The organism is Pseudomonas canadensis (genome assembly GCF_000503215.1).
Lineage (GTDB): Bacteria > Pseudomonadota > Gammaproteobacteria > Pseudomonadales > Pseudomonadaceae > Aquipseudomonas > Aquipseudomonas canadensis.
This window is the reverse complement of sequence record NZ_AYTD01000017.1, coordinates 123484-149728: the sequence shown is the minus strand read 5'-3', so window position 1 is coordinate 149728 and position 26245 is coordinate 123484. Positions and strand designations below refer to the sequence as shown.

Sequence of the window (26245 nt, the reverse complement as noted above, 5' to 3'; positions counted from 1 at the left end):
AGTGAATGTCCACATGCGAAGAGGGAAAACATCCCGGGGCAGCGCACCGCCCCGGGGACAACATTACTTGGCGAGGTAGGCTTTAACGGCGTCGAGTCCTGGTTTGCCATCTACGGTAGTGACACCGGCGAGCCAGGTGTCGAGGACTTGTGGGTTGGCTTTCAGCCAGGCCTTGGCGGCGGCGTCAGGCTTTTGTTTGTCGTCCAGGACGTTACCCATCAGGGTACTTTCCATGTTCAGGGTGAACACCAGGTTTTTCAGCAACTGGCCCACGTTGCTGCATTCCTCGGTGTAGCCCTTGCGGGTGTTGGTGTAGATGGTGGCCTGGCCGTAGTTGGGGCCGAACGAGTCGTCGCCGCCGGTCAGGTACTTCATCTTGAAGCGGGTGTTCATCGGGTGCGGTTCCCAGCCGAGGAACACGATGGCCTGGTCGCGCTTGGTGGCGCGTTCGACCTGGGAGAGCATGCCGGCTTCGCTGGATTCGACGACTTTGAAGCCGGCGGTTTTCAGGCCGAAGGCGTCTTTGTCGATCAGGGTCTGGATGGTGCGGTTGCCGTCATTGCCTGGCTCGATGCCGTAGATCTTGCCGCCCAGCTCATCCTTGAATTTGGCGATGTCGGCGAAGTCCTTGAGGCCCTTGTTGTACAGCGCTTCCGGGACGGCCAGGGTGTACTTGGCGTTCTCCAGGTTGGCGCGCACGGTTTCCACGGTGCCGGCATCACGGTACTGCTTGATGTCGTTTTCCATGGTCGGCATCCAGTTGCCGAGGAAGATGTCCATGTTCTTGCCGTCGGCCAGGGACTTGTAGGTCACTGGTACCGAAATCATCGTGGTGCGCGGCTTGTAGCCCAGGCCCTTGAGGATCTCGCTGGTGGTCGCGGTGGTGACGGTGATGTCGGTCCAGCCGACATCGGAGAAGTTGACGGTCTGACATTGTGCCGGTTCTGCGGCGTGCGCCATGACTGGCAGACTCAGCATGGCGGCCAACAACAACGAGGGTGAACCTTTCATCTGGGTAGACTCCTGTGTTTTTTCTGGCGGCATTCGCCGCGCTTTATAAGTGTTGCGGTTGGTGCGTGCGACAACAGCTCTGGCACGGTGCCTTGCAAACGAGTCGAGACTGATCATGTACCAGTGAAAATCTGACGCCTACAGGGGGCGTCGTATCCAGTACAGGGATGGTCGTATCCAGTGTCGGTGACGTCGCTTACAGATTTTTCCAGCGGCAAAACTGCAGGTTTTGCCCATCTGCACCGCTAAAAACGGCCAAAACAGGTGATCGCACGGTAGCGACGCTTGTGAGCATGAGTGCGTCGGTGTGAGACGCCGTGACGGCAAGTAAAAGCTTGATGATGCCGCCATCTGGGCGATCTGAGCGTAGCAGCTCGTTGGTGTCCGGCCTGTTCACCTGCGGAGTTCCACGTTAATGGCTATCAGTGTTTTCGACCTGTTCAAGATCGGCATCGGGCCTTCGAGTTCTCACACCGTCGGCCCCATGCGCGCCGCGGCGTTGTTCGTTCAAGGCTTGCGTGAACGTGAACTGTTGGAACAAGTGCGGCGCGTCGAAGTTCAGCTCTACGGCTCCTTGTCCGCCACCGGCATCGGCCACGGCAGCGATACCGCGACCATCATGGGCCTGATGGGCGAATGGCCGGACGCGATCGATCCGTCGCAAATCGGCCTGCGCATTCACACCCTGCGCGAGACCGACACGTTGCTGCTGGACGGGCGCCTGCCGGTGCCCTTCGTGTGGGCGCGGGACATGCGCCTGCTCGACGAAAACCTGCCGTTCCACCCCAACGCCATGACACTGGTGGTGTTCGGTGACAAGGGTGAACTGCACCGCGATACCTACTATTCAGTAGGCGGCGGTTTTGTAGTGGATGAAGCCCAGGCGCAAAGCGGCGTGGCCGATATGGACCGTACCGAGTTGCCTTACGACTTTTCCAGCGCGGTGGAGCTGCTGCAGTTGTGCAAGACCCACAACCTGCGCGTCGCGGAGTTGATGCTGGCTAACGAAAAAACCTGGCGCTCCGAAGAAGAAATTCGCAGCGGCCTGATGAAACTCTGGCGCGCCATGCAGGATTGCGTGGAGCAGGGCCTCAAGCACGAAGGCATCCTGCCTGGCGGCCTGAACGTGCGCCGCCGCGCCGCCAAGTTGCATCGCAGCCTGCAAGAGTTGGGTAAGCCGAACGTGATCGGTTCGACCTTGAGCGCCATGGAATGGGTCAACCTGTTCGCCCTGGCAGTCAACGAGGAAAACGCCGCCGGTGGACGCATGGTCACCGCACCCACCAACGGCGCGGCGGGGATTATCCCGGCGGTGTTGCACTACTTCATGAAGTTCAGCGAGGAAGTCACCGAAGCCAATGTGGTCGACTACCTGCTGGGTGCGGCGGCGGTGGGGATCCTGTGCAAGAAGAACGCCTCGATCTCCGGTGCCGAAGTCGGTTGCCAGGGTGAAGTGGGGTCGGCCTGCGCGATGGCGGCTGCTGGTTTGGCCGAGATCCTTGGCGCCACGCCGGAACAGCTGTGCAACGCCGCCGAAATCGGCTTGGAACATAACTTGGGCCTTACCTGCGACCCGGTGGGTGGGCTGGTGCAAGTGCCGTGCATCGAGCGCAATGCAATTGCGGCAGTGAAGGCGATCAACGCGGCGCAAATGGCGCTGCGTGGCGATGGCCAGCACTTTATCTCTCTGGACCGGGTGATTCGCACCATGCGCGATACCGGGGCGGATATGCATGACAAATACAAAGAGACATCGCGGGGTGGGTTGGCGGTGAGTGCGGTCGAATGTTGATGGTTTTGTAGTGAGCGGGCTTGTCCCGCGCTGGGTGGCGAAGCCGCCCCAATAAAGGCACCACATAGTGTCAGTTAATACCGAGTCGCCTGATTTTAGGGCGGCTTCGCCACCCAGCGCGGGGCAAGCCCGCTCACCACAAGTGAACACCCGGATGCAAAAGCGCCACCTTTTAGCGCGTCGCAAACAGATAAGTAGCTACCGAACGATTTCCCGCCCGACCCGCTGTCACCCGTGCTTGGGGTGACAGACTTTTCCCACACCCGCAAAGCGCCTTCCCACAAGTGCTACCGATCTGCTCACGCCCCGTGGGCAGACTCATTCCTACGGCTGATTTCAGCTATATCCGTACTCGCGGCGCGGGCTTATCTAGACGCGTCATCAGGTCGTTTTTAGGAGTTATTGGATGGCCATTCAATTTTAGGCATGGCATTTGCTCTATCAATTCAAAGCCTCTCTCCTCGCTGGATGAAGAGCGCAATAACAAGAGCCTCGCCTGAGGCCATCACCCGCTTTGTGTGAGGAGATACCGCGATGACGTCGTTCAACTCCGGGGCCCAACCCCAGAACCGTGCGCCTCAATCCATCGGCTTTTTGCTGCTGGACAATTTCACGCTGATTTCCCTGGCCTCCGCAGTCGAACCCCTGCGCATGGCCAACCAGCTTTCCGGCCGCGAGCTGTATCGCTGGACGACCTTGAGCGTCGACGGAAACCAGGTGTGGGCCAGCGACGGTCTGCAAATCACCCCCGATGCTTCCATGCACAAAGCCCCGGCCCTGGACACCGTGATCGTGTGCGGCGGCGTGGGCATCCAGCGCACCGTTACCCGTGAGCATGTGTCGTGGCTGCAAAGCCAGGCGCGTCAGTCCCGTCGCCTCGGCGCGGTGTGCACCGGCAGTTGGGCCTTGGCCTGCGCCGGTTTGCTCGATGGGTTTGATTGCAGCGTGCACTGGGAATGCCTGGCCTCGATGCAGGAAGCCTTCCCCCGTGTGGCCATGAGCACACGCCTGTTCACCCTCGACCGCAACCGCTTCACCAGCTCCGGCGGCACCGCACCACTGGACATGATGCTGCACCTGATCAGCCGCGACCACGGCCGTGAACTGTCGGCCGCGATCTCCGAGATGTTCGTGTACGAACGCATCCGCAACGAACAGGATCACCAGCGTGTGCCGCTCAAGCACATGCTCGGCACCAACCAGCCGAAGCTGCAGGAAATCGTCGCGCTGATGGAAGCCAACCTGGAAGAACCGATCGACCTGGACGAACTGGCGGTGTACGTCGCCGTGTCGCGTCGCCAGTTGGAGCGCCTGTTCCAGAAATACCTGCATTGTTCGCCGTCGCGTTACTACCTCAAGCTGCGCCTGATCCGTGCACGGCAGTTGCTCAAGCAAACGCCGATGTCGATCATCGAAGTGGCGTCGGTGTGCGGGTTTGTCTCCACACCGCATTTCTCCAAGTGCTACCGCGAATACTTCGGCATTCCGCCACGGGATGAGCGTGTGGGTTCCAACACCACCCAGCAAGTGGCGATGATGCCAATTCCGCAGGCACTGGTGTTGTCACCGTTGTCGGGGCCGATGTCGGCGTTGAGTCAGGCCAGAAACGAATCGACGTTCGCCAGCGTAAGGCTCTAGACCTTTTGGTGAACGTTCTGTTGTGGTGAGCGGGCTTACTGTGGTGAGCGGGCTTGCCCCGCGCTGGAGTGCGAAGCGCTCCCAAGATTTTAGGGCCGCTGCGCAGCCCAGCGCGGTGCAAGCCCGCTCACCACAACGATTTATCAGGCGCCGGAGTTCTGTTTGAACTGCACCAATGCCGGCAACAGCTGCTTGTCGATCGCCTGCCTCACGGCCGGCAGAATCGTCGCGCTGCCGGTATACATCTGCTCAACCATGCCCTTCAGGGCCTTGGCCCGCGCCGGGCTCAAACCGCGTACGGCGCACTCGCAGGCCTGTTCGGCGGTGGCGCCACTGGACACTTCGAAACCCAGTGAGCGCAGTTGGCCCAGCAGGTCATCCTGGTCAATCAAATCCGCATGCATCATGACGTTTATCCTGGTAAAGGGAACGGGGCTTGAACTGGATTCTGGTAGCCACCCAAGCGGTCGGCAAGGGCCGATTGCACGAATGCCTCAGATGGCTATGAGCATGTCGTTTTCGGGCCGTTTACCGAACGCATTAATGGGCACACTGAACTCAGGCACTCAGCTTGAAGGTTTGGTCACCCTCAGGATGTCACGCTCACACAAGGCACTCTGCCCCGATCCAGTCACGGCTGGATCGGGGCTTTTTTTGCCTGGGATTTGTGCTGATTACACGGACGCCATCGCCGGCACGGACTAGCGCTGCAACACCAGGATGCGCGAGAGCAATTCATCCCGGTCGATATAGCATCCCTGGAAGTGCCGCGCCCCCGAACTGGGATCAAAAGCATTGCGTGCATGCAAGGTGCGGCGGTTGTCGAAGCACCACAACTCGCCCGGGTTCAGGCGCTTGACCAGCCGAAAACGGTCCTCCCGCGTCATTGCAATAAACCGCCGGTAGGCCCGATACAGCAAGGGCATCTGTTCCACACTGGCCTCGAACGGCCCGCGCAGAAAGTTGGCCATGCGAATCTCCGCCACCTCCCCCAGGGCATCCAGCGCAATGATCGGCGCCAGGCGGCGATAGTCGCTGTGACGGTCCTTGTTGCGAAACTCCACGGGTATTTCACACAGTGCGCGAAACGCTTCTGGGTCTTCTGTGCGCAACGCATGGGCGATGGCAAACCCATCGACAAAAATGCTCTCGCCACCGCTGGCATCGTTCACCAGGCAATGCAGGAATTGCAGGCCCGGTTGCAGCTCCCGCGTGGGCAGATCAGTGTGCAAGGGCAGGTTGAAAGCGGTGTAGGCATTGCTGTCGGCATCGGCCTTGGATTGCACATTGAACAGCACGCCGAAGTTGCTCTCGCGGATAAAGGATATGCGCTTGGCGATCAGCGCCAGGGAGCCGGGCTCGGTTGGGACGCCCCGGATTTGCGTCAGGCCTGAATCGCGCAGCGCCAGCAACCATTGCAGTAGCGCGTTCGGGTCTTCCATGACGGTCTTGTATTCGAACGCCGGCAGTTGGAAGCGACTGTCCCACAGCTGCGAATGGGGCTTTGCCGCACGGCGTTCGGCACGGGATTCATCGTCGTAGGCATGGGCCCGCAGCCAGCCGGGATCGTATTGGCTGCGGTGCCCGCCGCTCCATTCCAGGCTCAGATTGCCTTGATCAATGCATGCAGAGGCCGCACTGAGATTGGCATCCACGTCGACAATCTCCAGCACCTGCTCACGGGTCACGCTGTACACGCATTCCGTGCACGGGCAGTTATCCCGCAGCCATAGATGATGAAACGGGCTGACCCGTCCATCCACCCACTGCACAAGGATTTGATCCTCCAGCACCCTGACGTCCGCGATGTCGCAAATCTTCGGGTAAGTACGGAAATCGGCAACAGCGGCGGCAGTTTGCATGGTGGCTCCTTATTGTTTTTTGGGTGGCTATTTTTTCAGCGGCAGTCCAATCACTCGGCCAAGCAGTGCGGGGCGCGGCAGGTCGGCCTGCTCCGCACTGATAGCCGTGAGTTTTTCCAATGTGGCCTCGGTGAACGGCGCCGAATTCGGGCCCGTCAGATCAACGTGCAGTAGCATCTGCTCGTTGCCCGCCAGCTCCTTTTCATCGCCCACTAAATGCAGGCTGTGATAGAGGTGCAGGCGCTTGGCATCAAAGGCGATCAGTTGGGTATGCACCTCCACGTCGGCACCGAGTTTCACTTCGTGCAGGTAGTTGAGGTGCAGCTCCAGGGTGAACAGTGAATGGCCGCTGGCTTCGCGGTTTTCGCTGTCCAGGCCCAGGGTGTCCATCAGCGCGTCGGTGGCGTAGCTGAAGATCAGCAGGTAGAACGCGTCGCGCAGATGGCCGTTGTAGTCCACCCAGTCGGGGTGGACCTGGGTGGTGTAGGTGGTGAGTGCGGGCATGTCAGGGGTTCCGTTATTCGGCGAAGGTCATGCCGTGCTTGGCCTTGGTGGTTTTCACCGCCTCCAGCACCGCCAGCAGGCAGTCATCACGATAGCGCTCCAGCGCCGAAATGCTGTGTTTGCCCAGTTGATCGCTGGTGCCGTCGACTACATCGTCGATCAACTTGTCGGTCAGCTCCGGCGCCGGCAGGTAGGTCCACGGCAATTGCAGCGCCGGGCCGAACTGCGCCATGAAGTGGCGCATGCCGGCGTCGCCGCCGGCCAGGGTGTAGGTCAAGAAGGTACCCATGAACGACCAGCGCAAGCCCGCGCCAAAGCGGATCGCGTCGTCGATTTCGCCGGTGGTGGCCACGCCGTCATTGACCAGATGCAGGGCTTCACGCCACAGCGCTTCGAGCAGACGGTCAGCGATAAAGCCTGGGACCTCCTTGCGCACATGCAGGGGTCGCATGCCGAGGGATTCGTACACCTTGATCGCGGCTTGAACGGCTTCCGGCGCGGTGTTCTTGCCGCCGACCACTTCCACAAGTGGCAGCAGGTAAACCGGGTTGAACGGATGGCCGACCACGCACCGCTCAGGGTGGGTCGAGCCCTCGTAGAACTCGCTCGGCAACAGGCCGGAGGTGCTCGACCCAATCAACGCATTCGGCTTGGCCGCAGCACTGATCTTGCTGTGCAGGTCGAGTTTCAGTTCCAGGCGTTCCGGGGCGCTTTCCTGGATGAAGTCGGCGTCTTTCACACACTCTTCAATGGTGGCGACAAAGCGCAGGCGGTCCTGAGACGCACCCGGCGCCAGGCCTTGTTTTTCCAGGGCGCCCCAGGCGTTGGCGACACGTTTGCGCAGTGCGGCTTCGGCACCGGGCGCCGGGTCCCAGGCGATTACATCCAGGCCATGGGCCAGGGCGCGGGATACCCAGCCGCTGCCGATGACACCGCTGCCGAGGGCGGCGAAGGTTTTGATTTCTGTAATAAAGCTCATGGGCCACATTCCTGAGGAGTTCGGTGATTTCTTGTGGGAGCGGGCTTGCTCGCGAATGAGTGTGTCAGTTGATGCATTCGGTGCTGATTCGCCGCATTCGCGAGCAAGCCCGCTCCCACATTTTTGATGCGTTTCGGCAGAGGGTTAGCCGCGTTTGGTGAGGCCCATCTTCACGCGACCTTCGGCCGGGGTCATGACCCGTGCACCCAGGCGGCTGAGGATTTCGCTCGCCCGTTCCACCAACTGGCCGTTGGTGGCGAGCACGCCTTTGTCCAGCCACAGGTTGTCTTCCAGGCCGACCCGCACGTTGCCGCCCAGCAGCACCGCTTGCGCCGCCATCGGCATTTGCATACGGCCGATGCCGAAGCCGGCCCACACCGCGTCGGCGGGCAGGTTGTCGACCATGGCTTTCATGGTGGTGGTGTCCGCCGGCGCGCCCCATGGGATGCCCAGGCACAGTTGGAACAGCGGGTCGTCGAGCAGGCCTTCCTTGATCATCTGCTTGGCGAACCATAGGTGGCCGGTGTCGAAGATCTCCAGCTCGGCCTTCACGCCCAGTTCCTGGATGCGCTTGGCGCCGGCCCGCAGTTGCGCCGGGGTGGAGACGTAAATAGTGTCGCCATCGCCAAAGTTCAGCGTGCCGCAGTCCAGGGTGCAGATTTCTGGCAGCAACTCTTCCACGTGAGCCAGGCGGGTCAACGGGCCGACCAGGTCGGTGTTGGGGCCGAACGCCATCGGGTTCTCGCCGCCGCCGATCTCCAGGTCACCGCCCATGCCGGCGGTGAGGTTGACGATGATGTCGATGTCGGCTTCGCGGATGCGCTCCATCACTTCGCGGTACAGGGCGACGTCGCGGCTGAACTTGCCGGTTTCAGGGTCGCGCACATGGCAGTGCACAACGGTGGCGCCGGCCTTGGCAGCTTCCACGGCGGCGGCGGCGATTTGTTTGGGGGTGACCGGCACGTGTGGGCTGCGGCTGGTCGTGTCGCCAGCACCGGTGAGTGCGCAGGTGATGATGACGTCGTGGTTCATTAGGCGGTTCCTTACAGGCGTGGTGGTGCCGTTCGCAGCCCGGTTGAGCTGCGAAACGGTGGTTCAGAAAAAGTTATTTGCTGGTCAGTTGCAGGTTGGCCGCGGCCGGCTTACCGTCGAAGGTCGTCACCCCTTCCAGCCAGCGCGCCTGGTCTTGCGGGTGATCCTTGAGCCACTGCTTGGCGGACTCGATGGCGTCCTTGTGATCCAGCAGCGGCTGCATCATCCGGCTCTCGTCGGCGGCGGTGAAGGTCAGGTTGGTCAGCAGTTTGTGCACGTTCGGGCATTGCTCGGCGTAGTTCGGCGCGGTGACGCTCCAGACGGTGGCCATGCCTTCGTTCGGGCCCAGGGCGTCGTCGCTGCCGGTGAGGTAGGTCATGGCGACGTTGACGTTCATCGGGTGCGGCGCCCAGCCGAAGAACACCACGGCTTCCTTGCGGCGCACCGCCCGGTCGACGGCGGCGAGCATGCCGGCTTCACTGGATTCCACCAGCTGGAACTTGCCCAGGCCGAACTGGTTCTTGGCGATCATCGCCTTGATTTGGGTGTTGGCGCCCGAGCCTGGCTCGATGCCGTAGATCTTGCCGCCCAGTTCTTTCTCGAACTTGGCGATGTCAGCGAAGGTTTTCAGGCCCTTGTCCGCCAAGTAAGTCGGCACGGCGAGGGTGGCGCGCGCGTCTTCCAGGCTGGGCTTGTCGAGGACTTTGACTTGCTTGGCGTCGACGAACGGCGTGATGGTCTGGGTCATCAGCGGGTTCCAGTAACCCAGGAACAAGTCCAGGCGCTGGTCGCGGATGCCGGCGAAGATGATTTGCTGGGAGGCGCTGGTCTGTTTGGTCTTGTAGCCGAGGCCGTCGAGCAACACTTGAGTCATGGCGCTGGTGGCGATTACGTCGGTCCAGTTCACCACGCCCATGCGCACGTTCTGGCAGGATGCCGCGTCGGCAGCCAGTACGTTGGTGCTCAAGATGGCGCTGGCGCTGAGTGCAAGCACACAGCGGCTGATCAGTCGGTTCATGGTGGATCCCTCGGCAGGTCGTTATTGTGGGGGCCGGTGTCTTTGTGCACCGTGGAGCCAAGTTACGTAGCTTTGGGGGCGACAAAACGCACGGCGGCGACCAGCTCTTGCACTGCAGCGACCTGCCCCCTTGAATCCACCCGAGAACGGGAGTATCACAGTGCCACGCTGCCCGTCCTACGAGAGCGCCACCATGTCCCAGGATTTCTACTTTCTGCTGATGCCGGGCTTCTCGGCCATCGGCTTTATCTCCGCGCTGGAACCGCTGCGGGTGGCTAATCGCTTTCGTGGCGAGTTGTACCGCTGGCATGTGTTGAGTGCCGATGGCGGCGCGGTGCTGGCGAGCAATGGCATGTCGGTCAACGCCGATGCCGCGTTGGAGCCGCTGAAGAAAGGCGCGACCTTGCTGGTGGTGGCCGGCTTCGAACCGCTGCAATTCGCCACCCCCGCGTTGGAACACTGGTTGCGCCGTCTCGACCATGATGGCGTGACCCTCGGCGCCATTGACACCGGCGCCTGCGTCCTCGCCGAAGCGGGCCTGCTCGACGGCCACCGATTGACCCTGCACTGGGAGGCCATCGACGCCTTCAAGGAATCTTATCCACAGCTCACCGTGACCCAGGAGCTGTTCGAGATCGACCGCCGTCGCATCACCTGCGCTGGCGGCACAGCGTCCATCGACCTGATGCTCGACCTGATCGCCCAGGCCCACGGCCCCGAACTGGCGATCCAGGTCTCCGAGCAATTCGTGCTCGGCCGCATCCGTCCACGCAAAGACCACCAGCGCATGCAGATCGCCACGCGCTACGGCATCAACAACAAGAAGCTGGTGCAGGTGATCGGCGAGATGGAGCAGCACACTGAGCCGCCCCTGAGCACATTGGCCCTGGCTGAGGCGATCAAGGTCACCCGGCGCCAGCTGGAGCGGCTGTTTCGCCTGCATTTGAATGACACCCCGAGCAACTTCTACCTCGGCCTGCGCCTGGAGAAAGCCCGGCAGCTCTTACGTCAAAGCGGTATGAGTGTGCTGGAAGTGAGCATTGCCTGCGGGTTTGAGTCGCCGTCGTATTTCACGCGGAGTTATCGGGCACGGTTTGCGAAATGCCCAAGGGAAGATCGGCGACGGGAGGTCGTTTGACGGCTGATTATAGTCAATTATACTCACGACTATAATTTATAGTCCTTTCCATAATTGGGTATAAAAGCATGTCCAAGAACAGCGGCTTCGTGTTCCGCCGCCCCGACCTGGCAAGCAGCATTGCCGATGGCCTGGTGGGCGCCGGTATTCAGGATTTCACCTCTGGCTTGTTTCTCGCGGCGCCGCGTCGCACGGGCAAAAGTACTTTTTTGCGTGAGGACCTTGTTCCGCAATGCCAGGCGCGTGGTTGGCTGGCTGTGTATGTCGATCTATGGGCGGACAAAGAAAAAGACCCCGCCGACCTGATCTCCAGTGCCATCGCCGGTGCCCTGGTGCCCTTTGAAAAGGGCATCCGCAAGCTGGCCAAGAATATCGGCATTGAAAAGCTCAGCTTCCTGCGCACCTTGTCCTGGGATTTCACCAAGCCGCAATTGCCTGCTGGCGCGACACTGACGCAAGCGCTGGAGTTGCTTCACAGCGCTGCCGAGAAAACCGTCGTGCTGGTGATCGACGAAGCGCAACACGCGCTCACCACCGAAGCCGGTGTTAATGCGATGTTTGCCCTCAAGGCCGCACGGGACCAGCTCAACCAAGGCCGTGAAGGCGAGGGCAGCGGGTTGCGCCTGGTGTTCACGGGGTCCAATCGCGACAAGCTTGCCCACCTGGTATTAGGTAAAAGCCAGCCGTTCTTCGGGTCCAGCATCACGCCATTTCCACTGCTGGGCAAAGCATTCACACAGGCCTACACCGTGTACCTCAACGGCCTTCTGGCCAAGACCAACCAGTTCAATGCTGCCGACATCGATGAAGCGTTTGAGCTGGTGGGCCATCGCCCGGAAATGTTGCGCACCATCATTGGTGAAGTGGCGTTGGAACTGGGGGAGGCGAGCAATCTGGGCCAACTGCTGCACAGTCGCGCCGAACTGCTGCGCGCCGGCGTTTGGACCGAGTTCGAAAGTGCCTGGAACGCCCTCACCATTCCCCAGCGTGCGGTGCTGGAAGTGATGGTGGAGCGCTCACAGAACAACGAACCGTTCGCGCCGTTTACCGACAGCACCATCACGGCCGTCAGCAAGGCCTTGGAAGACATGGGCAGCGACGTGGTGCCAGGCACGCAGACCATTCAGGCCTGTATCGATGCCCTGCGCGATAAAGAGCTGGTATGGAAGTCGAGCCGGGGGGGTTATGCCCTGGAGGACAAATCCTTCGGGGATTGGCTGCAGCACCGGCGCCGTGCAGCTGCCTGAAGAACACAGAGATCAAATGTGGGAGCGAGCAAGCCCGCTCCCACACTGGATCTGCAGTGTGGCTTATTTCTTGACCAGCGCTGAACATGCCGCCTTGTACGCCTCATGCTGATACTTGTTCAGCGTCGCCGGTAGATCAAAGTTGTGTTTCTTATTCTGTGCATTGATGGTCTGCGGCGACAGCAGCGTCACCTCAACACCCTCCAGCAACTGAAACACCCCTTCAATCTTGAACGTCGTCGGGCCACCGGCGAACTCGCCTTTCTTGCTGCGCTTCTTGATCGCGATACGCTCGACGGCGTTTTCCTGCACGAACGCCTTCACCTGGGCCGCGAAGGCTTTGACGTTGGCGGCCTCGTCATCATCGTCGAGGGCGATCTTTTTGGTGGCCAGGGCAACGTGGGTCAGCGCCTGGTTGTCCAGGGAGGTGACGGCGATGATGGCTTCGCTGCCTTTGATTTCGATGCCGCAGGTTTTCATGGTTTGGCCTTGAAGGAGGTGAGATGGCGCAGATGGTCGCTTACCTTTCGATGGGGGTCAAAGAGACTGCAAATCAGGTTAAGGACTTTTTGATATAAAGGGCTATATATTGTCCTTTATAGGATTTTTTATCGTTTATTGGATAACCTGGTATCCATTGTTTAATCTGATTATTTCGTGCCTGCTACACTTGGCAACACTCATTCGAGGTCGAACCATGGCCCTTACTCAAATTCTTTACGCCCCTGGCGAGATTGCCTTGCAGATCGCCGGTAATGCCAAGGCTCTGCGGCTGAGCAAAAACCTTTCTCGCCGAGCCTTGGCAGCCCAGTCCGGAGTGGCTGAATCCACACTCAAGCGGTTTGAAACGACCGGCAAGGTGTCACTGGATGCTTTGTTACTGATCGCGATGAGTCTGGGAGTAGGGGCGCAAATGGCGAATTTGTTCAGTGCACCGCCGCCACTCAGTCTTCAGGAACTAAAAAGCCAAACCAGGCTTCGAGGACGTCGATGAAAAAAGTTTCTGCGCTGCACGTGATGTTGCAGGGTTCGCGAGTGGGAGAGCTGGTAGATGCGCCTGGCCGAGGCATTTACTTTTCGTATGATCCGAGTTGGCTGGCTAACGGCTTCAACCTGGCGCCGTTGTACATGGACTTTTCTTCCGCGCCTCAGTTGGCGGCAGACACACTGATGTTTGGTGGCCTGCAAGGGGTGTTCAGCGATTCGCTGCCCGATGGCTGGGGGCTCTTGTTGATGGACCGTTTCTTTCGCACGCAATTGGGCATTGAGCGCCGTGCGATCGGCCCATTGGACCGGCTCGGCTATATGGGAAATCGGGGTATGGGGGCGCTGGAATACAAACCGGCGTTCGAAAAGGGGACAGAGCAGCACGAACTTGACCTGGCTTCCCTTTACCAGGCTTCACAGGAGGTGCTGTCCGGTGGAGCGAAAGAGGTGATTGAATCACTGCGCCTCGCGGGTGGGTCCCCCGGGGGGGCACGTCCTAAGGCAGTCATTGGGCTTTCATCCGACAAGACGCAAGCTATCTCTTCATTTGGTGAGATGCCGGAAGGTTACGAACACTGGTTGATCAAATTCCGTAGCCAGGAAGAGCATCGTGACAGTGGCGCTATCGAACAGGCCTACGCCATGACGGCCCGTATGGCGGGGGTCGAAATCTCCGACTCAGCGTTACTTGAGATAGAGACAGCTACCGCAATAGAGCGGTTTTTCGTCACACGGCGCTTTGACCGCGTGGGTCTTACAAAGCGACATATGCTCACCGCCGCGGCGATTCTGTATGCCGACTTCCGTATGCCGAGCCTGGATTATGGTGACCTGTTGCGCCTGACCTTCACCATCACCAAAAACGCCAGGGATGTAGAAAAAATGGCTCGACTGATGGTGTTCAACGCGCTGGCCCACAACCGTGACGATCATGCAAAAAACTTTTCGTTCTTTGGCTCATCGGCAGGCTGGCAGATGGCGCCGGCCTACGACCTGACGTTTGCCAATACCAGCGGTCGGGGGAATGAGCACACCAGCGCTTTTGCAGGTGCAGGTCAGCCATCACGCACGGTAATCAAGAAGGTCTGTGCGCCCTTCAGCTTTCTTGAGCCTGACCTCTACATCGAGCAGACGTTAGAGGCCCTATCGCAGTGGAACCAGCATTGCGCTGACCTCAATATCGACAAAGCCCAGCGTGATCACCTGCAGATGGCCTTCAACTCGATAAGGAAGGTGTTTTAGCGGTCACTCCTGCCCGATCGACTCCAAAAACTCCGACCGCTCATCGCTCATTCGTGCCAGACAATCATTCTGCGCAATCGCATACGCCTTGGTGCCGTTCACTGCCGGGAAGGTGTCCACGGCGCAGTCGGCATCGCGTAACTTTTCCCACTTCTGCTGGGCATCCTTCAGACGAGCGGTAATGTCCGCCAGCTTGGTCTTGTCGCTGCCGTAGGTCGAAGCCATGCGTTCCAGCAGGCCCTGATAGTTATCCTTGAGCAATTGCTCGGCGGTGGTTTTGTTATAGGAGGCGCATTCCAGGGTTTGCTTGTCGTTTTCTATGCCATCGCACGGCGTGCTGTCGGTGTCTTCGGCCGCGTGGACGCCGGTTGCGATGAGTGCCAAAGCCAGGAAAATCGATTTCATTGCGCCGTCTCATATCAGGTGATGCGGGAATTCTGGCTCAAGCGTAAGACAAAGAACAGCCGCCAGTCAGACCTCTCATACCAGCCTTTGTCGTGGATTGACGCTTTCGGCAATTCCCCTGTCGTTTTTGCACCCGGCTCTGTCGGCCCCTGGGCATATGCTGGCCCCAAAGCGCCGGCAGACGATTCGGCGCATGAATTGCCAATAAGGGGACGCCTGATGAGCCCAGCCGAATTGCACGCCGACAGCATCGTTATCGACGGGCTGATTATTGCCAAGTGGAACCGCGACCTGTTCGAGGACATGCGCAAAGGCGGTCTCACTGCCGCTAACTGCACCGTGTCGGTGTGGGAAGGGTTCCAGGCCACCATCAACAATATCGTGGCCAGCCAGACCCTGATCCGTGAAAACAGCGACCTGGTGATCCCGGTGAAAACCACCGCCGACATCCGCCGTGCCAAGGAACAAGGCAAGACCGGCATCATCTTCGGCTTCCAGAACGCCCATGCCTTTGAAGACCAGCTCGGCTATGTCGAGATCTTCAAGCAGCTCGGCGTCGGTGTGGTGCAGATGTGCTACAACACCCAGAACCTGGTCGGCACCGGTTGCTACGAGCGTGATGGCGGCCTGTCGGGTTTCGGCCGTGAAATCGTTGCTGAGATGAACCGCGTCGGCATCATGTGCGACTTGTCCCACGTCGGCTCCAAGACTTCCGAAGAAGTCATCCTCGAATCGAAAAAGCCTGTGTGCTACTCCCACTGCCTGCCGTCCGGCCTTAAAGAGCACCCGCGCAACAAGTCCGATGAAGAGCTGAAGTTCATCGCCGACCACGGTGGTTTTGTCGGCGTGACCATGTTCGCGCCGTTCCTGGCCAAGGGCATCGATTCGACCATCGACGACTATGCCGAAGCCATCGAATACACCATGAACATCGTCGGCGAAGACGCCATCGGCATCGGCACCGACTTCACCCAGGGCCATGGCCAGGATTTCTTCGAAATGCTGACCCATGACAAGGGCTACGCCCGCCGCCTGACCAGCTTCGGCAAGATCATCAACCCGCTGGGCATCCGCACCGTGGGCGAGTTCCCCAACCTCACCGAGACCCTGCTCAAGCGCGGCCACCCCGAGCGCGTGGTACGCAAGATCATGGGCGAAAACTGGGTCAACGTCTTGAAAGACGTCTGGGGCGAATAAGCCACCGCCAACGCATCTTTTCCCCCGGCCGTTCGCGCCGGGGGCATTAACAAGAATTTTTCTGGAGTTAAGTTTCCATGGCCAAGATCGCCCCGCAATTGCCTATCGAAGTCGACAGCGAAACCGGTGTCTGGACCTCCGACGCCCTGCCAATGCTGTACGTGCCGCGCCATTTCTTCGTCAACAACCACATCGGTATCGAAGAAGTGCTGGGCGCCGATGCCTACGCCGAAATCCTCTACAAGGCTGGCTACAAGTCCGCTTGGCACTGGTGTGAAAAAGAAGCTGAATGCCATGGCCTGGAAGGCGTCGCGGTGTTCGAGCACTACATGAAGCGCCTGTCGCAACGCGGCTGGGGCTTGTTCAAGATTCAGGACATCGACCTCGACAAAGGCACCGCCAGCGTCAAGCTCGAACACTCGGCCTTCGTCTACGTGTACGGCAAGGTCGGGCGCAAAGTGGACTACATGTTCACTGGTTGGTTTGCCGGCGCCATGGACCAGATTCTGCAAGCCCGCGGCAGCCAGATCCGCACTGTCGCCGAACAAGTCTACGGAGGCTCCGAAGAGGGCCACGATGACGGCCTGTTCACCGTCAAGCCGTTGTAAGCCGAGGACCGTGCCATGGCTTTCGAAGCAATGTTCCAGCCGATCCAGATCGGCAAACTGACCATCCGCAACCGCGTGCTCAGCACCGCCCACGCCGAGGTCTACGCGACCGACGGCGGGATGACCACTGACCGCTATGTGAAGTACTACGAAGAGAAAGCCAAGGGCGGTATCGGCCTGGCGATCTGCGGCGGTTCCTCTGTTGTGGCTATCGACAGCCCGCAGGAATGGTGGAGTTCGGTCAACCTGTCCACCGACCGCATCATCCCGCACTTCCAGAACCTGGCCGACGCCATGCACAAGCATGGCGCCAAGATCATGATTCAGATTACCCACATGGGCCGTCGCTCGCGTTGGGACGGCTTCAACTGGCCGACGCTGATGTCGCCGTCCGGCGTACGTGAGCCGGTGCACCGTGCCACTTGCAAGACCATCGAGCCGGAAGAAATCTGGCGCGTGATCGGCAACTACGCCAGCGCCGCCAAACGCGCCAAGGCCGGCGGCCTGGACGGTGTTGAGTTGTCCGCTGTGCACCAGCACATGATCGACCAGTTCTGGAGCCCGCGGGTTAACAAGCGTACTGACGAGTGGGGCGGCACCTTCGAAGGCCGCATGAAGTTCGGCCTGGAAGTATTGAAAGCCGTACGCGCCGAGGTCGGTGACGACTTCTGCGTGGGCATGCGCTTGTGCGGTGACGAGTTCCACCCGGACGGCCTGTCCCATGAGGACATGAAGCAGATCGCCAAGTATTACGACGACACCGGCATGCTGGATTTCATCGGCGTGGTGGGCTCGGGTTGCGACACGCACAACACCCTGGCCAACGTGATCCCCAACATGAGTTATCCACCGGAGCCGTTCCTGCACTTGGCGGCCGGCATCAAGGAAGTGGTCAAGGTTCCGGTGCTGCACGCGCAGAACATCAAGGACCCGAACCAGGCCACGCGCATCCTCGAGGGCGGTTATGTGGACATGGTCGGCATGACCCGTGCGCACATCGCCGACCCTCACCTGATCGCCAAGATCAAGATGGGCCAGATCGACCAAATCAAGCAGTGCGTCGGCGCCAACTACTGCATCGACCGCCAGTACCAGGGCCTGGATGTGTTGTGCATCCAGAACGCCGCGACCTCCCGTGAATACATGGGTGTGCCGCACATCATCGAAAAAACCACCGGCGTCAAACGCAAGGTTGTGGTGGTCGGTGCCGGCCCGGCCGGGATGGAGGCTGCGCGCGTGGCAGCCGAACGTGGTCACGACGTGACCCTGTTCGAGAAAAAAGAGTTTATTGGTGGGCAGATCACCACGGCGTCCAAGGCGCCGCAACGTGACCAGATTGCCGGTATCACCCGCTGGTACCAACTGGAACTGGCACGGTTGAAGGTCGACCTGCGCCTGGGCGTGGCCGCCGATGCCGACACTATCCTGGACGTGCGTCCGGACGTGGTGGTGCTGGCGGTGGGCGGACATCCGAACGTGGAACAGAACGAACACTGGGGCGCAGCCGAAGGCTTGGTGGTGAGCAGCTGGGACGTGCTCGACGGCAAAGTGGCGCCGGGCAAGAACGTGCTGGTGTACGACACTATCTGCGAATTCACCGGCATGTCGGTGGCGGATTTCCTCGCGGACAAAGGCAGCCAGGTCGAAATCGTCACCGACGACATCAAGCCGGGCGTGGCCATTGGCGGTACGTCGTTCCCGACCTACTACCGCAGCATGTACCCGAAGGAAGTGATCATGACCGGCGACATGATGCTGGAAAAGGTCTACCGCGAAGGCGACAAGCTGGTGGCGGTGCTGGAAAACGAATACACCGGCGCCAAAGAGGAGCGGGTGGTGGACCAGGTGGTCGTCGAGAACGGCGTGCGCCCGGACGAAGCCATCTACTACGCACTCAAGGAAGGCTCGCGCAACAAGGGCCAGATCGACGTCGAAGCCTTGTTCGCGATCAAGCCGCAGCCGTGCCTGAGCGAGGCGGGTGATGGGTACTTGCTGTTCCGCATTGGTGATTGTGTGGCGCAGCGTAATACCCATGCTGCGATCTATGACGCCCTGCGCTTGTGCAAGGATTTCTAGGCAACCTCCCTGTAGGAGCGAGCTTGCTCGCGAAAAACGCCAGGACAACGTGTTCATCCAGGATGGACGCGTAATCGCTGACGACCTTCGCGAGCAAGCTCGCTCCTACAGGAGCCTTGCGGGAGCTTCACCATGTTGAACACCTTGCTGCCTATTCTCTTGTTTGCCGCCCTGGGCCTTGCTGTCGTCGGCGCCTTGCGCCGGGTGAACATGTGGCGCCGTGGCCGCGCGTCCAAGGTCGACCTGCTGGGCGGCCTGCTGGCCATGCCCAAGCGCTACATGGTCGACCTGCACCACGTGGTCGCCCGCGACAAATACATCGCCAATACCCACGTCGCCACCGCGCTGGGTTTTGTGCTGTCGGCGTTGCTCGCCATTCTGGTCCATGGCTTCGGCCTGCAGAGCCGTATCCTTGGCTATGCCTTACTGCTGGCGTCGGTGCTGATGTTTGTCGGCGCCACCTTTGTGTACCTGCGTCGCCGTAATCCGCCTTCACGTCTGTCAAAGGGCCCATGGATGCGCCTGCCGAAAAGCCTCATGGCGTTCTCGGTCAGCTTCTTCCTGGTCACCCTGCCGGTGGCTGGAATCCTGCAAGCGGACTTCGGCGGCTGGTTGCTTGCAGCGTTGCTCAGCGTGGGCGTGCTGTGGGGCGTGTCCGAGATGTTCTTCGGCATGACCTGGGGCGGCCCGATGAAACACGCCTTCGCGGGAGCCTTGCACCTGGCCTGGCACCGCCGCGCCGAGCGTTTCGGCGGTGGCCGTTCCACCGGGTTGAAGCCGCTGGACCTCAGCGATAAAACCGCGCCGTTGGGCGTGGAAAAACCCAAGGATTTCACTTGGAACCAACTGCTCGGCTTCGACGCCTGCGTGCAGTGCGGCAAGTGCGAAGCCGCGTGCCCGGCCTTCGCCGCCGGCCAGCCACTGAACCCGAAAAAACTGATCCAGGACATGGTCGTTGGCCTGGCTGGCGGCACGGATGCCAAGTTCGCCGGTAGCCCCTATCCAGGCAAACCGATCGGCGAACACAGCGGCAACCCGCATCAGCCCATCGTCAACGGCCTGGTGGACGCCGAGACCCTGTGGTCCTGCACCACCTGCCGCGCCTGCGTGGAAGAGTGCCCGATGATGATCGAGCACGTGGACGCCATCGTCGATATGCGCCGCCACCTTACCCTGGAAAAAGGCGCCACGCCGAACAAGGGCGCCGAAGTGCTGGAGAACCTGATCGCCACCGACAACCCCGGCGGTTTCGCACCGGGTGGTCGCCTGAACTGGGCGGCAGACCTGAACCTGCCGCTGCTCAGCGAAAAAGGCAGCGCCGACGTGCTGTTCTGGGTCGGCGACGGTGCCTTCGACATGCGTAACCAACGCACCCTGCGTGCCTTCGTCAAAGTGCTCAAAGCCGCCAAGGTCGACTTTGCCGTGCTGGGCCTGGAAGAGCGTGACAGCGGCGACGTGGCCCGTCGTCTGGGCGATGAAGCGACCTTCCAGTTGTTGGCCTCGCGCAATATCCAGACCCTGGCCAAGTACAGCTTCAAGCGCATCGTCACCTGCGATCCGCACAGCTTCCATGTGCTGAAAAACGAATACGGCGCCTTCAACGGCAACTACCTTGTGCAGCACCACAGTACGTTCATGGCCGAGTTGATCGGCGAAGGCGCGCTGAACCTGGGCCAGCACAAGGGCAACAGCGTGACCTATCACGACCCTTGCTACCTGGGCCGCTACAACGGCGAGTACGAGGCGCCGCGCCAAGTGCTGCGGGCATTGGGCATCGAGGTCAAGGAGATGCAACGCTCGGGTTTCCGCTCACGCTGCTGCGGTGGAGGTGGCGGTGCGCCGATTACCGACATTCCCGGCAAGCAACGGATCCCGGACATGCGTATGGACGACATCCGCGAAACCGGCGCCGAGCTGGTGGCCGTGGGTTGCCCGCAATGCACGGCGATGCTGGAAGGCGTAGTCGAGCCGCGCCCGTTGATCAAGGATATTGCCGAGCTGGTGGCCGACGCATTACTTGAAGATGCAGTGCCCACCAAAGCTCCCATCAAGCGTGAACCTGCGGAGGTGCATTAATGAGCGACATTATCCGCCGCGACCCGCGGGCCGAATGGATCGCCCGCAACCGCCTGCACCCGCTGCACGCAGCGATGCAACCGGTGCAACACAGCTGGATGGGACCTAACGGGGTCATCCGCAAGAACGTCCATGGCGTCGGCTTCATCGGCCCCAATGGCATCAAGCGCATCGACCGCAGCGGCGCCCAGCAGGGCGGCGCGGCCAAGCGTACCGCGGCCGTGGAAGTGCAGTTGCCACTGCATCAGGTGGCGGCGCCTGCGTTCTACATCAACGTGGTGCCGGATATGGTCGGTGGTCGCTTGAGCAGCCACGACCGCGACTTGCTCGGCCTGGCCCGGCAACTGGCTGGCAGCGACGGCGCGGTGCTGGCGGTGGTGTTTGGCGAACACAAGGAAAATGCGTTTGCCACCGCAGGCGTCGACCGCCTGCTGGTGCTGGACGGCCATGAATTCGACGGTTATTCACCGGAACAACGGGTACAGGGTTTACGCGCTGTGGATAACCAGTTCAACCCGCGCCACTGGTTGCTGCCCGACAGCCGCAGCGGTGGTGGCGAACTGGGCCGACGGTTTGCCGCCAGCCTCAAGGAGCGCCCGGCTACGCGGGTTTGGCAGATCAAGGGCGACGAGTGCATCGGCCGCGCCGGTGCGGGCCAGGAAGACTTGGCCCGTCCGCTGCCACGCCTGATTCTGGCGGCCGTTGAATGCGCCGATCCCGTCAGCGAAACCCGTCACGAAGTGCTCCCCGTGGAGTTATCCACAGCCCTGGCGCGCAGCCTGCCACGCATCGAAGACCTCGGCGCAGTAGCGGTGGATCCGGCGGCGATTCCCATGGCCGAAGCGGAATTCATTTTCTCCGGCGGCAACGGTGTGAAGGACTGGGCCTTGTTCCACCAGACCGCAGCGGCCTTGGGCGCCACCGAAGGCGCCTCGCGGGTGGCGGTGGACGATGGCTTCATGGCGCGTGATCGCCAGGTCGGCGCCAGCGGCACCTGGGTCACGGCGCGGGTCTATGTGGCCGTGGGCATTTCCGGGGCGATCCAGCACCTGCAAGGCATCGGTGCCTGCGACAAGGTGGTGGCGATCAACCTCGACCCTGGTTGCGACATGATCAAGCGCGCCGATCTCTCGGTCATCGGCGAAAGCGCCGCGATTCTGCAAGCCTTGATCGTTGCGGTCGAGGCCTACCGCAACGGCGCCAAGCGCGACGCGGCTTGAGGATATGAGCATGAACACGAATGTCATCAGCCTGGTATCCATCGGCGCCCACCCGACCTCCGGGCGCCCGCGCCGCGCCGAACAGGATGCGCGTGCGGTGGAGCTCGGCCTGCAAATGGCTGGGGATAAGTTGCAGGTGTTGCACGCCGGCAACATCAATGAGCCGACCCTGCGTAGCTACCTGGGCATGGGATTGCCGCAATTGCATGTGCTGGAGCAACCGGCGGGCAGCGATGCCTTGCCCGTTCTCAGTGAATACCTGCGCGACGCGGGTGCCCAAGTGGTGCTCGCTGGTAGCCAGGCCGAAACCGGCGAAGGCTCGGGTATGTTGCCGTACCTGCTGGCCGAGCAGTTGGGTTGGCCGCTGATTGTCGGGCTGGCGCAGGTCGAGTCCATCGATGGCGGCGTGGCCCATGTGCTGCAAGCCTTGCCACGCGGTCAGCGGCGGCGCCTGAAGGTGCGCTTGCCGTTCCTGGCGACAGTGGATAACGCCGCGCCTAAACCACGGCAGAGTGCTTACGGTCCGGCGCAGCGCGGTGAGCTGGCGGCCCATGAAGTCGAAATCGAACAAGACGAGTTATTCACAGGCGCCGTGCTCCAGCCGGCCAAACCACGGCCAAAGCGCCTCAAGGTGATCAAGGCCAAAAGTGGTGCCGACCGGATGAAAGCCGCCACGGCCAAGGCCAGTGGCGGCGGTGGGCAAGTACTCAAGGGCCTCAGCCCGGAAGCGGGCGCCGAAGCTATCCTCAAACTGCTTATAGAGGAAGGCGTCGTGCGCTAACCCCCCGTAGGAGCTGGCTTGCCAGCGATAGCAATCGTTCAGCCGATGGATGTCTCGACTGACACGCCGTCATCGCCGGCGAGCCGGCTCCTACAGAGGGTTTACCCACAATCCCTGTTGACCCGTCTGTGGATAACCTGTTCGCGGTTGTCCACGCCCCCTGTGAATCAAGCCCTGCAGCCCTCTGTACGAAAAACAACCAGGCTAACTGACGGTTTTTACTTGGGTTTTTCTTTGCTCTTATGCATTTCTCCAGGCCGACTTGCCCCCATAGTCTGTTGGCGCTTCTGTGGATAACATGTTCGCTCTCGGCTGAAGCCCTTATTAATCAAGGCTTTCATCGGATTGATCAAAATATGATCGAATTGGTTTTTTTCCCGGCTGAAATCCCTGGAAACCGCGATTTATGAAGGTTTTCGGTGGTTTTCCACAGCGTTCTCAGAGTTGCCCCCAAAGTCTGTTGGTGCTTCTGTGGATAAGGTGTTCGCGTACCGCTACAGGCCATATAAATCATGGCTTCTATTCAGTTGATCAATAAATGAACAAGGCTGGGCCAGACCGACTGACTGGAATAAGTCACGGATTTTTTTCACTTAATTTCAGGAGGGAAGCGTACTTGCCCACAATTGCTGTGGGTGGCTTTGTGGATAAGTTGTTGGGTAAAGGCTGGAGGGCAGGGGAATCAAGGGTTATCAGAGGGTTGGGTGTTTTTTGTACAACCCAGCCCCCTGAAGATCAAAAGGTTATTCGTGAACTGCAACACCTTTGAGGTGCGGCGCTGGAGCGGCCCCCAAGTTGTTCAGCATGCGCTCGCTGTACCAATCCACAAAGTTCACCACGCCGAACTCATAGGTCTTGGAGTATGGACCTGGCTGGTAGGCGGTGGAGTTGATGCCGCGCTGGTTCTCTTCGGCCAGGCGACGGTCCTGGTCGTTGGTGGCGTCCCACACCTGGCGCATGCGCTCGACGTCGTAGTCCACGCCTTCCACGGCGTCCTTGTGCACCAGCCATTTGGTGGTGACCATGGTTTCCTGGGCGCTGATCGGCCACACGGTGAACACGATGATGTGATCGCCCATGCAGTGGTTCCAGGAGTGGGGCAGGTGCAGGATGCGCATCGAGCCCAGGTCCGGGTTCTTGATGCGGCCCATGAGTTTGGCGCAGCCCTGCTTGCCGTCCAGAGTCATCGACACGGTGCCCTTGAGCAGCGGCATGCGCACGATGCGGTTACGCAAGCCGAAGCTGGCGTGCGCGTACGGGATCTTCTCGGCATCCCAGGCGGCGGCGGAGGCGGCCACGTGATCCTTGAACGCCTGGTCGGCGCGCGGGTCGGTGACGTCGTCCCATTCCAGCAGGGTTTTCAACAGTTCCGGGTGCGACGCGTTGCAGTGGTAGCACTCGCGGTTATTTTCCAGCACCAGCTTCCAGTTGGCTTTCTCCATCAAGGTGGTGGTAATCGCCACCTTGGTGTTCTCCATGTCGTAGGGTTCCATGTAATGGTTCAGCGTCGACAGGAAATCATCGATGGCCGGCGGGTTCTCCGCCAGGCTGATGAAGATGTAGCCGCCAGCGGTCTTCACGTTCACCGGCTTCAAACCGTACTGCTTCATGTCGAAGTCGGCGCCCATCTCGGTGCCGGCGAACAGCAGGCGGCCGTCCAGTTCGTAGGTCCACTGGTGGTAGTGGCAGACCAGTTTGGCGACCTTGCCCTTGTCGCTGGTGCACAAGCGCGAACCACGGTGACGGCACACGTTATGGAAGGCATGCACGACGCCTTCGGCGCCACGGATCACGATGATCGGGTTCTTGCCTACTTGCAGGGTCAGGTAGTTGCCCTTGGTGGGGATCTCGCAGGTCATGCCGGCGATCAGCCACTCTTTCTGGAAGATCTCCTGCATGTCGATATCAAACAGCCGTTCATCAGAGTAGAACGGCTGTGGCAGCGAGAAAGTGCGCTCGCGCTCTTGCAGCATTTGCGCGGTGGCCTTGCGTGCGGGTTCCAGCGGATCGCCCAAGCTTAAGGTTGCGGTGACGTCCATCGTGTGTGTCCTCATGGCCATTCTGTGTGGCCGAGATAAGTGGCTAATCAGGTTTGCAGCAAGGCGTAAAAAAAGCGTCTGTGTTGGGAGCGAGTGTGGGGCCGCCGATGGGCCGAACCTTATCCATGGGCGACATGGCCCAATCTGTTCCCGACGCGCAACCCTAGGTCGTTGGGGCCTGGTCGCGATAAGTATGTGAATGTCGCAGATAGGTAAATGGATGGTTCTGGCGTTACGCAGAATCGCCACCATAAGGCCGATGTCGGCGGTGGAGAACAACATGTCCAATAATTTCCTGAATCCGGTAACCACCCAGACCTGGGCCAATGGTCGGCACATTGTCCGTTGCGTCAAAGTCATCCAGGAAACCTGGGACGTGCGCACCTTCTGTTTCATGGCCGACCAGCCGATCCTGTTCTTTTTCAAGCCGGGGCAATTCGTCACCCTGGAGCTGGAAATCGAAGGCCAGCCGATCATGCGCTCCTACACCATCTCCAGCTCACCGTCGGTGCCGTACAGTTTCTCGGTGACCATCAAGCGCGTGCCGGGCGGCAAGGTTTCCAACTGGTTGCACGACACCCTGCATGAAGGGCAAGAGCTGGCGGTGCACGGGCCGGTAGGCTTGTTCAATGCCATCGACTTCCCAAGCCCGAAAGTGTTGTACCTCAGCGGCGGTGTGGGGATAACGCCAGTCATGTCCATGGCGCGCTGGTTCTACGACACCAACGCCAACGTCGACATGACGTTTATCCACAGCGCCCGTTCGCCCAAGGACATCATCTACCACCGTGAGCTGGAACACATGGCGTCGCGGATCGATAACTTCAGCCTGCACCTGATCTGCGAGAAACACGGCTTGGGTGAGCCATGGGCGGGTTATCGCGGTTACCTGAATCACAAGATGCTCGAACTGATGGTGCCGGACTTCCTGGAGCGCGAAGTGTTCTGCTGCGGGCCTACGCCGTACATGAACGCGGTGAAGCGCCTGCTGGAAGTGGCGGGTTTCGACATGACGCGTTACCACGAGGAATCGTTCGGCGCCACGCCGCCGGAAGCCCGTGCGGATGCGGTCGAACAAGCCGAACAAGCCGCCGACGCGCCGGAAATCGACCTGGCGGATCTGCACCAGGTGGAGTTCATCGCGTCGGGCAAAAGCATTCGTGTCGCCCCTGGTGAAACCGTGCATGCGGCGGCGGCCAAGCTCGGGCTGTTGATCCCGAAAGCCTGTGGCATGGGCATCTGCGGCACGTGCAAAGTGATGAAGCTGGGCGGGGAGGTCGAGATGGACCACAACGGCGGCATCACTGAGGAAGACGAAGCCGAAGGCTACATCCTGTCGTGCTGCAGTGTGCCGAAGGGTGATGTGCGCATCGAGTTCTGACCAATGATCGTT

The 26245-nt window shown here is 60.4% G+C and carries 23 protein-coding genes; 13 read left to right on the top strand and 10 right to left on the bottom strand.

Annotated features, from left to right (window positions below; translation table 11 throughout):
• Positions 1 to 63: 63 nt before the first annotated feature.
• Positions 64 to 1011 carry a choline ABC transporter substrate-binding protein gene (locus U367_RS0119410; protein ID WP_028618240.1) on the bottom strand — a complete coding sequence of 316 codons (948 nt, stop codon included), beginning with the start codon at positions 1009 to 1011 and terminating at the stop codon, positions 64 to 66.
• Positions 1012 to 1426: 415 nt separating this feature from the next.
• Between U367_RS0119410 and U367_RS0119405 the strand changes: the two genes are divergently transcribed.
• Both U367_RS0119405 and gbdR read left to right on the top strand, forming a co-directional pair.
• Complete coding sequence (locus tag U367_RS0119405; RefSeq protein WP_028618239.1) at positions 1427 to 2803, top strand: L-serine ammonia-lyase; 1377 nt, start codon at positions 1427 to 1429, stop codon at positions 2801 to 2803.
• Between the two features lie 534 nt (positions 2804 to 3337).
• Positions 3338 to 4441 carry a choline metabolism transcriptional regulator GbdR gene (gene gbdR / locus U367_RS0119400; RefSeq protein ID WP_005792167.1) on the top strand — a complete coding sequence of 368 codons (1104 nt, stop codon included), beginning with the start codon at positions 3338 to 3340 and terminating at the stop codon, positions 4439 to 4441.
• Between the two features lie 143 nt (positions 4442 to 4584).
• Here the strand turns inward: gbdR and U367_RS0119395 are convergent, their stop codons facing one another.
• From U367_RS0119395 to U367_RS0119370, 6 genes are all read right to left on the bottom strand, one after another.
• Positions 4585 to 4848: a hypothetical protein gene (locus U367_RS0119395; protein WP_028618238.1), complete on the bottom strand. Its 264-nt coding sequence runs from the start codon at positions 4846 to 4848 to the stop codon at positions 4585 to 4587.
• 294 nt (positions 4849 to 5142) lie between these two features.
• A complete protein-coding gene (locus U367_RS0119390) occupies positions 5143 to 6303 on the bottom strand; it encodes a gamma-butyrobetaine dioxygenase (RefSeq protein WP_028618237.1) in 1161 nt (386 codons plus the stop codon).
• Between the two features lie 27 nt (positions 6304 to 6330).
• Positions 6331 to 6807, bottom strand: a complete 477-nt coding sequence (locus U367_RS0119385) for a thioesterase family protein (RefSeq protein WP_028618236.1) — start codon at positions 6805 to 6807, stop codon at positions 6331 to 6333.
• Between the two features lie 13 nt (positions 6808 to 6820).
• Positions 6821 to 7786 carry an L-carnitine dehydrogenase gene (locus tag U367_RS0119380; protein ID WP_028618235.1) on the bottom strand — a complete coding sequence of 322 codons (966 nt, stop codon included), beginning with the start codon at positions 7784 to 7786 and terminating at the stop codon, positions 6821 to 6823.
• A gap of 144 nt (positions 7787 to 7930) precedes the next feature.
• Positions 7931 to 8818 carry a BKACE family enzyme gene (locus tag U367_RS0119375; RefSeq protein WP_010207113.1) on the bottom strand — a complete coding sequence of 296 codons (888 nt, stop codon included), beginning with the start codon at positions 8816 to 8818 and terminating at the stop codon, positions 7931 to 7933.
• 73 nt (positions 8819 to 8891) lie between these two features.
• A complete protein-coding gene (locus U367_RS0119370; RefSeq protein WP_028618234.1) occupies positions 8892 to 9836 on the bottom strand; it encodes a choline ABC transporter substrate-binding protein in 945 nt (314 codons plus the stop codon).
• Positions 9837 to 10029: 193 nt separating this feature from the next.
• Here U367_RS0119370 and U367_RS0119365 point away from each other — a divergent pair, with 193 nt between their 5' ends.
• On the top strand, positions 10030 to 10974 hold the full coding sequence (locus U367_RS0119365) for a GlxA family transcriptional regulator (protein WP_028618233.1): 945 nt from the start codon (positions 10030 to 10032) through the stop codon (positions 10972 to 10974).
• A 68-nt stretch (positions 10975 to 11042) separates the two neighbouring features.
• Positions 11043 to 12221, top strand: coding sequence for an AAA family ATPase (locus U367_RS0119360; RefSeq protein WP_028618232.1), 1179 nt, complete (start codon positions 11043 to 11045; stop codon positions 12219 to 12221).
• Positions 12222 to 12284: 63 nt separating this feature from the next.
• On the opposite strand, the gene U367_RS0119355 is transcribed toward U367_RS0119360, so the two are convergent.
• A complete protein-coding gene (locus tag U367_RS0119355) occupies positions 12285 to 12701 on the bottom strand; it encodes a DUF3010 family protein (protein ID WP_028618231.1) in 417 nt (138 codons plus the stop codon).
• 217 nt (positions 12702 to 12918) lie between these two features.
• On the opposite strand from U367_RS0119355, the gene U367_RS0119350 reads away from it, so the two are divergent.
• Together U367_RS0119350 and U367_RS0119345 are read left to right on the top strand one after the other, a co-directional pair.
• Positions 12919 to 13215 (top strand): helix-turn-helix domain-containing protein, encoded by a 297-nt coding sequence (locus U367_RS0119350; protein ID WP_028618230.1) that lies wholly within the window; start codon positions 12919 to 12921, stop codon positions 13213 to 13215.
• Positions 13212 to 14450: a type II toxin-antitoxin system HipA family toxin gene (locus U367_RS0119345; protein ID WP_028618229.1), complete on the top strand. Its 1239-nt coding sequence runs from the start codon at positions 13212 to 13214 to the stop codon at positions 14448 to 14450. The genes U367_RS0119350 and U367_RS0119345 overlap by 4 nt, the downstream gene beginning before the upstream one ends.
• A 3-nt stretch (positions 14451 to 14453) precedes the next feature.
• Here the strand turns inward: U367_RS0119345 and U367_RS0119340 are convergent, their stop codons facing one another.
• Complete coding sequence (locus U367_RS0119340) at positions 14454 to 14855, bottom strand: lysozyme inhibitor LprI family protein (protein ID WP_016977792.1); 402 nt, start codon at positions 14853 to 14855, stop codon at positions 14454 to 14456.
• Positions 14856 to 15074: 219 nt separating this feature from the next.
• On the opposite strand from U367_RS0119340, the gene U367_RS0119335 reads away from it, so the two are divergent.
• From U367_RS0119335 to etfB, 6 genes are all read left to right on the top strand, one after another.
• Positions 15075 to 16052: a dipeptidase gene (locus U367_RS0119335; RefSeq protein ID WP_005792153.1), complete on the top strand. Its 978-nt coding sequence runs from the start codon at positions 15075 to 15077 to the stop codon at positions 16050 to 16052.
• A 77-nt stretch (positions 16053 to 16129) separates the two neighbouring features.
• The gene (locus U367_RS0119330) at positions 16130 to 16660 is read left to right on the top strand and encodes a DUF5943 domain-containing protein (protein WP_016977793.1); all 531 of its coding nucleotides are present in this window, start codon (positions 16130 to 16132) and stop codon (positions 16658 to 16660) included.
• A gap of 15 nt (positions 16661 to 16675) precedes the next feature.
• Complete coding sequence (gene dgcA, locus U367_RS0119325) at positions 16676 to 18736, top strand: dimethylglycine demethylation protein DgcA (RefSeq protein WP_016977794.1); 2061 nt, start codon at positions 16676 to 16678, stop codon at positions 18734 to 18736.
• A 132-nt stretch (positions 18737 to 18868) separates the two neighbouring features.
• Entirely contained in the window at positions 18869 to 20812 is a 1944-nt protein-coding gene (gene dgcB / locus U367_RS0119320) for a dimethylglycine demethylation protein DgcB (RefSeq protein ID WP_028618228.1), read from the top strand.
• A complete protein-coding gene (gene etfA / locus U367_RS0119315) occupies positions 20812 to 22032 on the top strand; it encodes an electron transfer flavoprotein subunit alpha (protein WP_028618227.1) in 1221 nt (406 codons plus the stop codon). The genes dgcB and etfA overlap by 1 nt, the downstream gene beginning before the upstream one ends.
• Positions 22033 to 22042: 10 nt before the next feature.
• Entirely contained in the window at positions 22043 to 22813 is a 771-nt protein-coding gene (gene etfB, locus U367_RS0119310; protein WP_028618226.1) for an electron transfer flavoprotein subunit beta, read from the top strand.
• Positions 22814 to 23556: 743 nt separating this feature from the next.
• Here the strand turns inward: etfB and gbcA are convergent.
• Positions 23557 to 24852, bottom strand: coding sequence for a glycine-betaine demethylase subunit GbcA (gene gbcA / locus U367_RS0119305; RefSeq protein ID WP_028618225.1), 1296 nt, complete (start codon positions 24850 to 24852; stop codon positions 23557 to 23559).
• A gap of 280 nt (positions 24853 to 25132) precedes the next feature.
• Between gbcA and gbcB the strand changes: the two genes are divergently transcribed.
• Positions 25133 to 26233 carry a glycine-betaine demethylase subunit GbcB gene (gene gbcB / locus U367_RS0119300; protein ID WP_028618224.1) on the top strand — a complete coding sequence of 367 codons (1101 nt, stop codon included), beginning with the start codon at positions 25133 to 25135 and terminating at the stop codon, positions 26231 to 26233.
• Positions 26234 to 26245: the final 12 nt, after the last annotated feature.